Origin of the sequence: Klebsiella sp. MPUS7 (assembly GCF_009905335.1) — a bacterium.
Lineage (GTDB): Bacteria > Pseudomonadota > Gammaproteobacteria > Enterobacterales > Enterobacteriaceae > Klebsiella > Klebsiella grimontii.
Genome location: NZ_CP047604.1, coordinates 1,804,421 through 1,819,239, shown reverse-complemented (window position 1 = coordinate 1,819,239; position 14,819 = coordinate 1,804,421). Strand labels below are relative to the sequence as shown.

Here is a 14,819-nt window from a genome sequence, read left to right as displayed (position 1 = left end):
ATTAATTAACCGTATCTCAAACGATTTCAGAGTCATATAGAAATCTCAATTCATTTATATATATCTAAATATTGGTTCGCAATTTTATTTGGGCTAAACATGTTTGTATTTAGTAGCGTTGTTGTCAACGCAATTTTACCGTCAATAACTTTTTTAAACTCATCTTCCATTGAGGTTGTGACAATCACATTTGGCAAAAGATCACACAGTTCTGGCATTGAACCCATAGGAGAAGTTATTACTATTTTCCCAGCCATGGCACACTCAACGACAGTGCGTCCGAATGGTTCATTCCATTTTAGGGGTAAGATAATAACATCCACTTGTTCAAGAAAGGAATCTAAGCTTATATACCCCAGTAACTTAATCGAGCTTTTTTGCGCCATTAATTTTAAAGCTTCTCCTTCATTATTATTCTGGAAATTACCTGCAGCGGAAAATGAAATGCCTTCTACATCTTTATAATTTGATGCTAGTTGGCAAAATACATCAAATCCTTTTTCTATCGAAAGTCTCCCAATGAAGCCAATACGCTTGAAACAACCAACATCACTAACTGATGGTTTTCTATCGACTGAATTATATACTACTTCTCTTTCAGCTTTCTTAAAGTAACCAGAAGCTGTATGCAGGTCTGTTATATATTTACTAATACCCACATAATCATCTACTTTTTTGCTTTTATATTTCTTTATTAACGACCATACTTTCACACTCCAGTCATTTGGGGACATACACTCTCCATTTTTAAATAATGTACTATTTGGATGAAACAAATAGTAATCTCTTGAGGTATGTACTAATTTTATATCCATTTTTTTAACAGCATCCCAAACTGATATTGAAAAACCACAGATATTATTCGTATGAACAACATCTGGCTTGAAGCTTTCTAATTCAGCTAATGCTTGTTTTTTCATTCCAAAATTGTAGCAATCACGCATATGCCATATTAATTTTTTAATTTTAGACTTTGTTTTATTTGGAAAACCCCAATAGATATTTTTTAAAGGTAAATAAACTACTTTAACGCCATTTAACACATCTTCAAGCCTAGACTTCTGTTCATGTAAAGTAATAACTTTCACATCATGCCCGATACGTACCAGCTCTTCAGCTAACAACTGGACTGATATTTCAGCTCCTCCTACACGATAAGGATAGTATAGTGAATTGAAAATCATTATTTTCATGGACTTTCCTAAATATGTTTTCGACTTATAGCAATTTTTATACTAACCACCAGCAGAATTCACAAGTGGTTAGTACTGATTATTTTCTATTCCTTATCAGAATAGGAATATCCATAATGGCTGTAACCATAACCGTAATAGCTACTAGCTTTTTTAACTACTCCATTTAGAATACTACCTTTGACAACAACACCACTTTGTTCAAAACGTTTAATACTTACTTCTATTTCCTTGACAGTGTTTTGTTCAAATCTCGCGACAAGTAATGTTGTTCCGGCATAATTACCAATTATAGCAGCATCTGTTACTGCAAGTATCGGAGGTGTATCCATTATAACTAAGTCGTAATGTTGACTTGCCCACTGAACTAAATCACTAAAGCGCGAATGCATCAAGAGCTCCGCTGGATTAGGTGGAACCATTCCCCTAGAGATATAATCGAATCCAGTGTCTACCAATTTTTTGACACAATAATCAATTTCATATTTCCCCGCCAAAAAATCTGACAGCCCATGATCGTTATTTGTTTTAAATAACTTATGGGTATATCCTTTCCTTAAATCCGCATCAATAAATAGAACTTTTTTACCGGTCTGCGCTATAATCGCAGCAAGGTTAGAGCTTACAAATGTCTTTCCCGCATTAGGACTTGCACCGGAAATCATGAGGATATTGTTTCTGGCTTCCATCATTGCAAAATGTAAGCTAGTCCGTAGACCACGGATAGATTCGATAGCCAAATCCGCCGGATTAGCAATAGCCAAGAACTCATCATATTCTTTTGCTTTCTTTTTACTTCCTCTAATCCCCTGAACTATATTTTTTGCATATACTTCTGACACAGGAATACTTGCATAAACGTTGATACCCAAATCCTCTAATTGCTCGGGAGACTCAATACCTCTGCGTAAGAATATACGTATAAACACTAAACCAAAGGCTACAATACCTCCAAGTATAATACCCAGTAACACTATGAGGATTTTTTTAGGTTGTACAGGCTTCGGCTGCGTCACAGCTTCATCAATAACTCGAACATTACCTATAGCACTCGATTTCGCTATATTTAACTCTTGCTGACGATTTAACAATTGCATAAACACGGCCCTACCTGAGTCTACGTCGCGACTCAACCTTAACACCTCTTGCTGTGTTTCAGGCATGGCAGATACTTTTTTATTTAATTTGGCCTTTTCCTCCTGGAGGGTTACTCTTTTCTCCATCAAGGCTTTATATGTTGGATGCTCTTTAGTAAAATGCTGAGATACCTCTGATTCTCTAATAGTAAGTTCATTGAGTTGATTATCAACATTGACTATTTGGTCTAAAACAGATTTAGCTTCTAGTGATAAATCTACAGAATCTTTTTGCTGACGATATTTATTAAGCTTTTCTTCTGCCACATCCAAGTCATGACGAACTTCTGGCAATTGTTTGTTTAAGAATTCCAGGCTTTTTGCATCTTGAGCAGCTTGTCGATCAATATTTTGCATCAAGTAATTGTTGCTAATGCTATCGAGAATTTCCTTGATCAGACTCGGATTATCGCCAATTAAAGATAAAGTTAACATACCAGTATCTTTGCCTTGATCACTTACTGTCATTGCATCCCGCAAATCATTTATGGCTTTCAACCGGGTAATATATGATATTATAAAAACTGTACCTGGCTCAGCATCAAGGCTCGCGACATTTAAAACAACGTTTTTATTTTCAAATAAATTGCCAACTGTTCCTTCACCTTCAAAGCCATCACCAGAAATAATAAATCTATTGTTTCCTAAGACTGTTAATTTAATTTCAGGAGTGTCCGCATCATCAACCGATTTTGGCAAATAAAGTCGAGAAATTGAAATCTTACCAGGCTTATCCCCTAGTATTCTTGCTAAGCCTCGACCGAACAACGGAAAATAGTCTTGTTTTACCCTAGCTTGTAAATTGAGATCATCAACTGTTTTCCCTAAGATCATTCGTGACTGTAAAAGAGTAATCTCTGGCGCTGATTGAGGTTGACTATCTGGCAACATCTGACTTAAATTACTCAGTATTGCATTAGCCTGTTTTTGCTCGACTTGAATCAGTGAATCAGCTTGATAAATTGGTGTTGCAAATAATGAGTAAATCAACGCAAGCAATGTGAAAAATGCTGTAACTGAAATGATAAGTTTCCGATGATCGATTAACTCACCAAATAATCTACTTAAATCAATTTCATCTGCATCTTTAACGGCTGGTTTATTTTTAACTGATGACATGCATTAATTCCTGAATATTAATCACTCAACTTTTTAGCCCAGCTATCACCGGCCCGCTTTATTAACTCATACACCGAGGCGAAGGCTTCTTCACTTTTCCGATAAGGATCCGGTATTTCTTTTTGGTCCTGCCAATGTCCGAAAAGCATAGTTTTACCTCTAGCCTCAGGTGCAATTCGTCCTATCTGCTCTAAATGGGTACGTTCCATAACAAGAATCAAATCATACTGGCGTCCTAATGATGCAGTAAATTGTTTTCCTGAATGAGCATCTAAAGATAAGCCATGTATCTCTGCTATTCGCTTAGCGCTTGCATCAGCTTCATGACCTACAAGTGCTCCTGTTCCAGCGGAATCAATTTTTTTTCCCGGTAGAACAGATCGCAGATAACGTTCTCCAATTGGAGAACGACAAATATTCCCAGTACAAACAACGAGAATCGAATCAAACATAATCAATTCCAATTTTTAATAAATCTTACGGTTTCAGTCATATCATGAACTCCTGAAATCGTCGGTACCAACTGAGCTACTACACGATTCCAGCGAGCAATTGGTGTAGCGGTGACATAGACAATATCATATGGCTTCAACTGAAATTCAGTACCCAAAACCATAGCCGAAGCATCTTGCGCATTCAATTGGTACACATTTGCAATCTTGCCCTCTTTATCACCTTTAAGCTGCCTAATTACAAAGATTCCTGTGGCATCACTTACGGATTGTGATAAGCCTTCAGTGTTACCCAATGCTTCTGCAAGGGTCATACCACTACGATCCATTTTAAGAGTACTTTGCTTGCCAACCTCGCCCATAACGAATACTTTTAGATCATCATTTCTCGGAACAAATAGAATATCGCCAGGATAAAGCAATCGGTTCTGTGTTAAATCGCCCTTTTGCATCAATGCATATAAAGAAAGCTTAGTATCTTTTCCATTATGAGTTAGGACAACATTTCGCCAATCTGCATCTGGAGCAAGTCCACCAGCCGCATTTATCGCATCCATTACTGTCAGAGGAATATTTGTTATCGGTTGCTGACCAGATTTGACAATTTCACCGGTTACATAGGCTTTCTGAGAACGGAATGCCGCGATACTTACATCCACTTGCGGACTTTCGATATAAGTTGTTAGCCGGCTAGCAATATCTTGCCTCACCTGACTTAAAGTTTTGCCAACAACTTGAACTTTTCCAATATAAGGATAGAAAATCGTCCCATCAGAATTTACCCAGTTACCCGTATCACTTGCGCTACGATATTGACCGGCAGGAGTAGTTAACTCTGGATGATCCCAAACCGTCACCATAAGTACATCGCCTACGCCGATACGGTACTCATAATTTTTTAGTAAGTTGTCTAACTGCGGATTTGGGCGAGCCAATATGGTTTCAGGGCGAAGCTGATCCACTAACCCCGGCGTCATTGGATAGACATTCACCAGTTTATCCAGGTCGTAATCGCTATCCGGCAACTCAACCACATTCTTACGAAGGCTATTTAACCCCTGTCCCGGCAAAATAGTACAGCCCGATAAAAACCCTATTGCTAATGCCAATGCCGAAAATCTAACAATTTTTTTCTTCATAATGTCACATCATCAGTAAACCAAAAGTTTCTAATCCCCAAACAACAGTCTATTTCCAGAAGCTGTGTTAAGGCTATAAATTAAATGGGATTTCTATCCCCGCGCTCGCACCCACATCATCACTATCGCTATTGTCTGCGTCTGTGTACCAGAGAGAGGTATTCAGCCTTACCGATTTATAGATATCCCCGCTCCATCCCAATTGCACACCTTTCAAGGTATCCGAACGAGGAAACGCCTTATTAATTGACTGGTTTTCAGGGTTAACCTTCGCATACGCTAAACGCGCGCTCCAACGTTGATTATTCTCGGTCACCAGCTCGACTTTTCCTGCAAACAGTTGGCCATCGCCTCCCATTGCATCCCCGAGTGAGTACCCCTGTTGGTAGTAACCATTTTTGTAGATGTGGTGCGTATAGCTATAATTGGTTCGGCTCATATTCGTCCGGGTATCATGAGCTTCAAGATACCAGTTGACTGCATCTTTACCCCAACCGTGGTGTCCTTCGATACCCCCAAGGAACATATTCGCTGAAGGTAAGAAACCAGATTCATCTTCACCAATCATCTGCCCATAGACACTAACCGGCCAGCCAAGCGTGGGTTCCAGTTTCAACTTAAAGTCGAAACCAGCAAGCTGATTGCCTGGTTCATTGGGATCGTTTGCTTCGGTATTATCTTTACCCGTCAGGCCATCCCAAAAATTACTAAACGACTCCGGTCTCCCCTCCCCTCCCCACTGCATAATGCGTGATGCGCCAAGCTCAAGGGACTGGAAAGGAGAAAACGTCAGACGACCGCCGATAATTTTGGTATGCGGTACAGCGGTATATTGATTCATCTGGCTGGCGGAAATCTGATACTGCCACGGGCCAATCCAGCGCAGCCACCAGGTTTCAGGTGCGGCCTGTTCAGCACGCTGCATTAAAACGCCGGTCATCGGGCGCATCGCATCACCGCGGATCAGGCTGCCCTCGTAACCCGGTCCCCACCACTGCGGCATCTGGCCGAACGAGAGCCACTGGTTCCAGAACTTAACCGCGCCGTAGGCGCCGTTAGCATTAAAACGGGAACCGTTGCTGATGCGTTCGTCACCTTCAACGTTGCCCTGCAGGTGCACATCCCACCATTCGCCGCTGTTATTAAAGGCTAATGATAAAGAGCTATCCGCAGGCTGATTCTGACCAAACCCCTGCGGCGTTCCGGGTTTATCCGTTGAGGTATAGCCACTCACCCGGAAATCAGATTTTAAGGAATCGAGGCGTTGGTTGATTCGAGCAAGAACAACCTGTTCAGAAGAGTAAGAGGGTTTTGCTTTCTTAAGTGCCCGATTAATCTCTTCCTGGCTCAGAGGCCAGGTCGACAGGCTGAGATGAATAACGCCGCGATCGGAAAGCCACGCCAGATCGTTGCGCAGTTCGTTGTCATTCATCACTAACCCTGAGGCATAGGCAAGTGAGCTGGCAGAAGTAAGCAGCCCTAATGCGAGTGCGATTCGCGCAATTTTTATCATTGTACAAGATCCATTTAAAGCCCCGTTTCCGCAAGCTGGCGCGACAAGGGGAACACAGATAGATGCAGCGCCCTCTGACGCCAACCTTTGCTATTTTTGGTCTACAGGTTTGAGCAAAGAAAACGAAAGCATGTTATCGGATTCTCAGGTCAACGCCCGCTTTTGATTCACAGGCTATCTGCAGTACACAATGTATGCGAAATTGTTATTGAAGGCCATTCCTTACGCTTTACACCCGCAGTTTCTCCTGCCCGCCCCCAAACGGAACGCTCTGAGCTGGCGACAACACGTAAGTATATACTGGTTGTGAAGATAATCACCTGTATGAAGGCCACTTTAGGAATTTCGGTCGCATGAAATGAGATGTGATATAGAGAAAACGTCCGTCCGCAGGTACGCTACCGCCCTTGGCTTAACAGCTACCAATGCACTGCACTTCTTTCCCTTTAAATTCAATCGCAGATTTCGATAAATCGGCGATTAATCCATCAAAACAAACAATTTCGCGGCCATAAGTTTACGAGATTCTGCCCTCAATTGGGAGCGTAATCTTAAATTATCAGATACGCTGGCAGCGCTATGAACTGCTCGTCGATAAGGTTATTGTTTTCAGTCCAACGCATACAAACGCCAACAGTACCGTACAGCCAAATAATCTCAACCCTATGATTTTATTGTTTTTTCACCACAAAAAGTGTGTTGACTTAGTTTCAAATTAATTATAGTTAGTCAACTACAAAAATTAATAGTGAAAAGAATTATGCCAGCATGCTGTTATCATTAATAAATTCGATATATAGCCAGAAAACTTATTTAGGAAACATCCTGGCTGGTTATCGTTATGCTAATTATTGTGCAGAATTGCCCATCACAGATTTATTTCATGGATATGAAATATCGCAGCGGCAGACCATTTCACCTTAAATTTCATCTAGCATACAATGTGAACAGCACATGAATCACTCTGAATCCTTCAACTCGCCCACGCACCCCTGAGTCAGTAAAATTCCTTATGCAGGTCGGCACGGGTAAAAGGTTTCTCCAGTGGACCAATTTTCACCGCTATCTCGCCCAACAGCGACTGGGTTGGCGCCTTCGCCCCGGTATTCAGCAGAAGCGCCGGGATAATGACCATGCTCGCCAGGCTGCCAAATGATAACTGCGCTGTATGAGTATCGCGAACGCGCGACTGCAGCAGCAGAAAGGCTGCACTCCCTGCGGCGCCCAGCAGTAAGCCGGTAATAACTTCCGAAGTTGAATGTGCATGAACCATCAAACGGGAATAGCCTACCAGCCCGGCTAGTGCATATCCGAATACGACGGCAGTAAAACGAAGAGCTGGTGTGGCACGCGCGCACAGCAGCCATAAGAGGATTGGCCAGAAAGCGGAAGAGAGTGCGGTGTGCCCGCTAAAGCCAGTGAAGTCCAGCTCGCGAATCCCGATACCCCAGCCCATAAATGCCAGTTTTGATGCGCAGACAATTGCGCCAGTTATGCCGAACAGCAGAGCCCAGTGCCAGGCCAGCTGCTTTGAGTCTTTTCGCAGAAAAAGAACGATAAACAGTACGGCCGCACTGGGTAACAGTACGGTGCTATCGCCAAAAAAAGTGACAACCTGCCAGTTCATTTCTTTTTCATCCTTTGACGATCTCTCCAGTCCGTAACGTCTTTTCCGCGACATTGGTGTGGGCATACACAATCAGTAACTTCACATTATTATGCATGCGTTACCGTTGTTTAATGCGCAAACATGATCTCAGTCAAGTTTTATTTTCGTCTCACGCCTTGACTAAGGGCCACTTACTTAAGAAAACTCTTAGTAAGTAATTATCAGCAAAGAGTAAATTTAGCTAGTCCGACCATTTCAGCATGATACGTGTTCTTCTACTACCAGAAGTCTCCGAACATTGCCTCATGTTCGCAAACGCTACAATATAACAAGAAAACCGCTAACTCATTGTATTAAAATGGATACTAATCAGTGATACCTGCTGTACTTAACGGTGTGAACGGTCACGAATTGTCTGTTCTTCATCAGAAAACTCGGACCGCTCACTCTCATCCGCTAAAAAACTATGCGCTTAAACTATGCCAGCAGCTTCTTAATGCTCTCGCGGAATTTTGCCCCTTCTTTATGGTTACGCAGACCGTAGCTTACAAAAGCCTGCATGTAGCCCATTTTTTTACCGCAGTCATAGCTATCGCCAGTCATTAACATCGCATCGACCGACTGCTTTTTCGCCAGCTCGGCGATGGCATCGGTTAACTGGATGCGTCCCCAGGCGCCCGGCTCGGTACGCTCCAGTTCGGACCATACATCGGCAGAGAGCACATAACGCCCTACCGCCATCAGGTCGGAATCCAGCGTTTGCGGTTCATCAGGTTTTTCGATGAATTCAACGATTCGGGCCACCTGCCCTGCCGATTCCAGCGGATCTTTAGTCTGAATAACAGAGTACTCGGAGAGGTCGCCTTCCATTCGTTTGGCCAGAACCTGGCTACGGCCCGTTTCATTGAAACGCGCTACCATCGCGGCAAGGTTATAGCGCAGAGGATCGGCGCTGGCGTCGTCCAGAATGATATCCGGGAGCACAACCACAAAGGGGTTATCGCCAATCAGCGGGCGCGCGCAAAGAATGGAGTGGCCTAACCCCAACTGCTGGCCCTGACGTACGTTCATAATGGTTACGCCAGGAGGACAGATAGCCTGCACCTCCGCCAGAAGCTGACGTTTTACGCGTTGTTCGAGCAATGCTTCCAGTTCATAGGAGGTGTCGAAATGGTTTTCTACCGCATTCTTGGATGAATGCGTTACCAGCACGATTTCCTTGATTCCCGCAGCTACGATTTCATCAACAATATACTGCACCATAGGCTTGTCGACGATCGGCAACATCTCTTTCGGAATGGCCTTAGTGGCGGGCAACATATGCATCCCTAATCCTGCTACCGGTATAACTGCTTTCAAACTCACCATTTTCATATCCACCCGTATGGTTATAAACCTTTTGATCCTGTCAGTTTGTATCTATCACTGGCATTTATCAGTGATGATACACGGTTGATCCCTGCCATACTGTCCGTCAAATTCTGAAATTACACGTATAATTTAAGAATACACGTAAAGTCTACATACCAATAGACAGATTTAAGAAAATTCTTATACGCAATATTTCGAAGTAAATACCCAATATTTACAATATGTTAGGCAAAAAAACCGTTCCATTCAATTCATAAGATTGAGTAATGACGTTCATCGTTCCTCCATCATTCCTCTTTTAATACCTTGTTATCTTTCACAATGAGTTGATACAGAACAAGTGACTGCAAAAAAATAAAAATCCAGACCATATAATCAATTATAGTGATAATAAAATTATTTAACGCACAAAACCGTCTGAACGGCAGCAAATTACTCGTCACAACGGGTTTCAGCAGCAGCGACGTCTTCCCCGCTAACCCCTGGTGCCTTTTACTGGCAACAAATTATTCCCACTGCTGTTTTTGCCGCTCTGCGTCCCCCGATAACGCGCATCACATCCTCCGGGAAAAATTGATCTCCGACAAGCCACGACATTAAGTAGTATAAATATCTAAATTCCAGGAAATTGTTGTTATATACATCAAATCTATTGATAGACTTTACCGTTTGCCGGAGACCGCCCTGGTATAGCCATTCAGCGCCTGCGCGGAATCCGGCATAAAATCAGGCGGGCCATTTCAGCCTATATCGATGAAAATTCGCACGATGACAAATAATAACCAGCCGATATGCTTGTGGTTGAATACGGTTATATCCTGTGCAAGTGGCTATTTTATTTACAGGTATTACGAGGCCCCGTTTGGCGCCCGAGGTAATTAACAGCAGAAAATATTGCATTTTATCTATGGCTTATCCATGATCGGTACATGGCACTCTTAGGTTGTAAAGGTTTTAACTGAATATGGAATGGATTGCCGACCCCTCGATCTGGGCCGGGCTCATCACGCTTGTCGTTATTGAGCTGGTACTCGGTATTGATAATCTGGTCTTTATCGCCATTCTCGCGGAAAAACTCCCTCCCGCGCAGCGCGACAGGGCGCGCGTGACCGGTCTGCTGCTCGCAATGGTGATGCGCCTGCTGCTGCTGGCGTCGATCTCATGGCTGGTTACTCTCACCAGGCCGCTGATTACGTGGCACGATCTGAGCTTTAGCGCTCGCGATCTCATTATGCTGTTTGGCGGGTTGTTCCTTCTCTTTAAAGCCACCGTTGAGCTCAACGAACGGCTGGAAGGTAAAGATAGCGATAACCCGACCCAGCGCAAAGGCGCCAGGTTCTGGGGAGTGGTTGCGCAAATCGTGGTGCTTGATGCCATCTTCTCTCTCGATTCGGTGATAACCGCGGTCGGCATGGTTGACCACCTGGCGGTAATGATGGCTGCGGTGATTATTGCCATTAGCCTGATGCTGATGGCCAGCAAGGCCCTGACCCGCTTTGTTAACAGCCATCCGACAATTGTTATTCTCTGCCTGAGCTTCCTGTTAATGATCGGTTTTAGCCTGATTGCCGAAGGCTTTGGCTTCCCTATTCCCAAAGGATACCTGTACGCTGCCATCGGCTTCTCGGTCATGATTGAATCCTTCAATCAGCTGGCGATCTTTAACCGTCATCGCTTTCTCTCGGCCAACCTGACGTTACGCCAGCGAACCACTGAAGCGGTAATGAATCTGTTGAGCGGCCACAAAGAGAATAGCGAGCTGGATAGCGATACCGCTTCGCTGGTTGCCGATCGCGACGATAACCCGCTGTTTAATCCACAGGAGCGGCGGATGATTGAGCGGGTACTGAATCTCAATCAGCGCACCGTCAGCAGCATCATGACCTCGCGTCATGATATTGAACATATTGATCTCAGCGCTCCGGAAGAGGAGATCCGCGCCTTACTCGACAAGAATCAGCATACCCGCCTGGTGGTTACCGGCGGCGATGATGACGAAGATATGCTTGGCGTCGTGCACGTGATCGATCTGCTGCAGCAATCGTTACGACATGAACCGCTCAACCTGCAGGCCTTGATTCGTCAGCCGCTGGTGTTCCCGGAGACGCTACCGCTGCTTCCGGCGCTGGAGCAGTTCCGCAAAGCCAGAACCCACTTTGCCTTTGTGGTTGATGAGTTTGGCTCCGTCGAGGGCATTGTCACGCTCAGCGACGTTATGGAAACTATCGCCGGTAATTTGCCTAATGAAGTAGAAGAGATTGACGCTCGCCACGATATTCACAAAAACGGCGACGGTAGCTGGACGGTCAACGGGCATATGCCGCTGGCAGACCTGGTCCAGTATGTCCCCCTGCCGCTGGATGAGAAACGTGAATACCATACGGTCGCCGGTCTGCTGATGGAGTACCTGCAGCATGTGCCGCAGGAAGGTGAAGAAGTGAACCTTGACGGCTACGTTCTGCGCACGCTGCAGGTGGAGAGCCATCGGGTGCAAAAAGTACAAATAGTGCCGCCGGCGCATAATGAAGATGAACTGGACTATGAAGTGTAATGCTCACTTCAATGAATATTCTAAAGCCGCATGAACAATGGCAAACCGGTTTTTGAGGAGCCGTTGACATTACTGCCGGGTGGCGGCTGACGCCTTACCCGGCCTACAAATCCACGCCCGCAACACATAACGCCTCCCCGTAGGCCCGCGCAAGCAAAGCGCCGCCAGGCAATGCCACATGTCGCACTTTGTCAGCAAAGACGCCGGCCATGGATTATCATCCGCCGACAACAACCGCCAGACTCACAGCTTATCCAGCAGCTTCTTCACATCCTTGCCATCCTGAGTGTTTTTATTGCGTTCGGCCCATTCACTAAGCCGTTTTTTCGCTTCATCCTGCAGCTGCTTGCGGAGTATCTGGTCCACCTGCAGACTGTAGCTCAGCGTCTGCCAGTTTCCATAAATTCGCAATGGGATCGCCGTCTGCTTGAGCCTATCGATGAGTTTGCTCTCGCCCTTCCAGCCGCCCAGTACCCGGACGTTGAAGCGCATATCGCAGTCTTCTTTCAGCAGATTGAGTTCACCCTGCCCGGTTAACGCCATCAGTTCAGATTGCCCCTGCATACCCTTTAAGGTCACCTGTCCATTATCCAGCGCAAACTCGGTGCTGACGGAGTCCAGCCTGGTCGCATTATCGTAGTTTTCCTGCGCCTGAACGTTGGTGCTGCGCTCGACGGCCTGCTGGACTAGCTGCTGGAAATTAAGCCCTTCAGTGCGCGTATCCGTCATCTGAATTTGCGCCTGCCCCTGCCAGCTGCGGCGGAACTCGTCGGCATCAATCTTGCCGCCGGAGAACTCGCCGGTCAGCGAGAGCTTGCCGGTCAGGTTTATCGAATAATTGAACGCTTTCAGAATCGAGCCGATCTCAACGTTGTCGAGCTGCGGCTCGAAGGAGGCTCGCGGCGTTTCACCTCGCGCGTCCAGCGAGCCGGGGAGCGAGAGTCGCCCGCCGTCCAGGTTCCCCTGCATCTGATGAATCGTCAGCAGCCCCTGCTGGTTGCTGATATCGCTTTTCACTTGGGTAAAATGCATGCCTCGCCACTGCAGCTGCTCGGCCGTGATGCTCAGCCGGGCGTTAAAACCGCGCAGCGAGTTGTAATCCTGCTGAATACCGTTATCCGCAATAACCGGGCGTAGCTGCCTGGCCTGGCTTTGCCCCTGCTGGTTAACGCCATTATTGTCAGATGCTGAGGGATGAGACAGCAGGCTATCGAGGTTGAGCGTGCCCGCCTGAAGATTCAGCGTCCAGTCAGGCTGTTGGCCCAGCACCACGCTGCCGTTGCCGGCAACGGTACTCCCGTTAGCCGTTAAGTTCAGCTTATCGAAGCTGAGCTTTTTCGCATCCTCGAACCAGCTGGCCTGCATGCTGGCCTGGCCGCTAATCCCTTCAGGGGGAAGCTCCGCGCCGCGAAGCTGCCAGTTCAGTTGTGAAATATCCGCCTTCAGAGAATGAGGATAATCACCGCCCTGCACCTGGGCGGTGAAGGAAAGCGCCAGATCGCGCTGATCGCGGTTCACCCGGCCAGAGAAATCGACCGTTGCGCGATGGCTGCTGTCCTGCTCCATCTGCAGGCGGATATCGCGCACCGTCACCTGCTCGCCATCTTCATGCTGAAAAAACAGCACGCTATCGGCAATCTGCAGCTTCTGGACATCATACGACCAGCCGCGATCCTCCGGAACCTGAGGCAGCGTGTTGTCGTGCGGAACGACCGGCGCTCCTTTGCTGCGCACGGCTTCGGTTTTGGGAGTCAGTTGGATCACCGCCCCCTTCAACATCACCTGCTTAACCTGCAGCTGATGCGAGATCAGCGGCAGCAGCCCGACGTCAAGGCGCATATTATCCGCGCGAATGACCGGTTCTGCCGCGCCGGGCGCGGTCAGGGTCATGCGGCCTGAGAGAATGCTGAGCTGCGGCCAGACGTGCCAGCGCAACGGCCCATTGAGTTCAAGCTGATAGCCGCTACGATCCGCCACCTCTTTAACCATATAGGCGCGAAAATCGTTGGGGTTGACCAGCAATACCAGCGCGGTAAGACCGGCGACAACTACCGCCAGTAAGATCATCAGCGTGGTCAGAATTCGTCTCATGGCATCCTCAGCAAACCGCTAAAATTATCAATCCTTGTCGATTCGACTCGCTACCGCGCCCTGCTGGTCGCGATATTTCGCATCTTCGCGGCGGTTATAAGGACGCACCGCCGGGCCGGATAAGGGTTCAAAACTTAACGCGCCGATCAGCATCCCTGGACGCAGCGCCAGCGGCAGCTTACCCGAGTTATAGAATTCCAGAACGATACAGCCGGACCAGCCCGGATCGATGCGGTGCGCGGTAACGTGCACCATCAAGCCCAGACGCGCTAGCGAAGAACGGCCATCCAGCCAGCCGACGAGATCCGGCGGCAGGGTAACCGATTCAAAGGTCACCGCCAGCGCCAGCTCGCCCGGATGCAGGAAGAACGCCTCACCATCCGGCAGAACAATCTCTTCGCTCATCACCCGATCCAGCGCCGCGCTGACTTCCGCCTTCGGCCCGCTCAGGTCAATAAAGCCCGCCGTGTGCCCGCGGAAAGTCCGAAACTTATTCCCCAGCCGAACATCGACCGTCGCGCCGTTAATGCGCTCAACGGGCGGGCGCGGATTAATGGCCAGTCGCCCCTCATCCAACCAGGCTTCTATATCTCGGTCGCACAGACGCATGAACGTTCTCCTTTAAGGCATTGCGCCCCTACGCCT

10 protein-coding genes are annotated in these 14,819 nt (G+C 46.6%); 1 reads left to right on the top strand and 9 read right to left on the bottom strand.

Going from position 1 to position 14,819, the window contains the following annotated elements; genetic code table 11:
* Nucleotides 1-50 precede the first annotated feature (50 nt).
* The 7 genes from GUC22_RS08535 to galF all read right to left on the bottom strand — a co-directional run bounded on the left by GUC22_RS08535 (nucleotide 51) and on the right by galF (nucleotide 9,535).
* Nucleotides 51-1,193, bottom strand: a complete 1,143-nt coding sequence (locus GUC22_RS08535; protein ID WP_227673669.1) for a glycosyltransferase family 4 protein — start codon at nucleotides 1,191-1,193, stop codon at nucleotides 51-53.
* A gap of 86 nt (nucleotides 1,194-1,279) precedes the next feature.
* Complete coding sequence (locus tag GUC22_RS08530) at nucleotides 1,280-3,448, bottom strand: polysaccharide biosynthesis tyrosine autokinase (protein WP_064410836.1); 2,169 nt, start codon at nucleotides 3,446-3,448, stop codon at nucleotides 1,280-1,282.
* Between the two features lie 17 nt (nucleotides 3,449-3,465).
* Complete coding sequence (locus tag GUC22_RS08525; RefSeq protein ID WP_064410835.1) at nucleotides 3,466-3,900, bottom strand: protein tyrosine phosphatase; 435 nt, start codon at nucleotides 3,898-3,900, stop codon at nucleotides 3,466-3,468.
* A gap of 2 nt (nucleotides 3,901-3,902) precedes the next feature.
* Nucleotides 3,903-5,039, bottom strand: a complete 1,137-nt coding sequence (locus GUC22_RS08520; protein ID WP_160183475.1) for a polysaccharide export protein — start codon at nucleotides 5,037-5,039, stop codon at nucleotides 3,903-3,905.
* Nucleotides 5,040-5,112: 73 nt separating this feature from the next.
* A complete protein-coding gene (locus tag GUC22_RS08515) occupies nucleotides 5,113-6,552 on the bottom strand; it encodes a capsule assembly Wzi family protein (protein WP_160183474.1) in 1,440 nt (479 codons plus the stop codon).
* A 997-nt stretch (nucleotides 6,553-7,549) separates the two neighbouring features.
* A complete protein-coding gene (locus GUC22_RS08510) occupies nucleotides 7,550-8,179 on the bottom strand; it encodes a phosphatase PAP2 family protein (protein ID WP_160183885.1) in 630 nt (209 codons plus the stop codon).
* 459 nt (nucleotides 8,180-8,638) lie between these two features.
* Nucleotides 8,639-9,535 carry a UTP--glucose-1-phosphate uridylyltransferase GalF gene (gene galF, locus GUC22_RS08505; RefSeq protein WP_024360046.1) on the bottom strand — a complete coding sequence of 299 codons (897 nt, stop codon included), beginning with the start codon at nucleotides 9,533-9,535 and terminating at the stop codon, nucleotides 8,639-8,641.
* Between the two features lie 961 nt (nucleotides 9,536-10,496).
* Between galF and GUC22_RS08500 the strand changes: the two genes are divergently transcribed.
* Complete coding sequence (locus GUC22_RS08500) at nucleotides 10,497-12,083, top strand: TerC family protein (RefSeq protein ID WP_160183473.1); 1,587 nt, start codon at nucleotides 10,497-10,499, stop codon at nucleotides 12,081-12,083.
* 243 nt (nucleotides 12,084-12,326) lie between these two features.
* Here the strand turns inward: GUC22_RS08500 and asmA are convergent, their stop codons facing one another.
* Together asmA and dcd are read right to left on the bottom strand one after the other, a co-directional pair.
* Entirely contained in the window at nucleotides 12,327-14,174 is a 1,848-nt protein-coding gene (gene asmA, locus GUC22_RS08495) for an outer membrane assembly protein AsmA (RefSeq protein ID WP_049087582.1), read from the bottom strand.
* A gap of 27 nt (nucleotides 14,175-14,201) precedes the next feature.
* Nucleotides 14,202-14,783 carry a dCTP deaminase gene (dcd, locus tag GUC22_RS08490; RefSeq protein ID WP_004122535.1) on the bottom strand — a complete coding sequence of 194 codons (582 nt, stop codon included), beginning with the start codon at nucleotides 14,781-14,783 and terminating at the stop codon, nucleotides 14,202-14,204.
* Nucleotides 14,784-14,819: the final 36 nt, after the last annotated feature.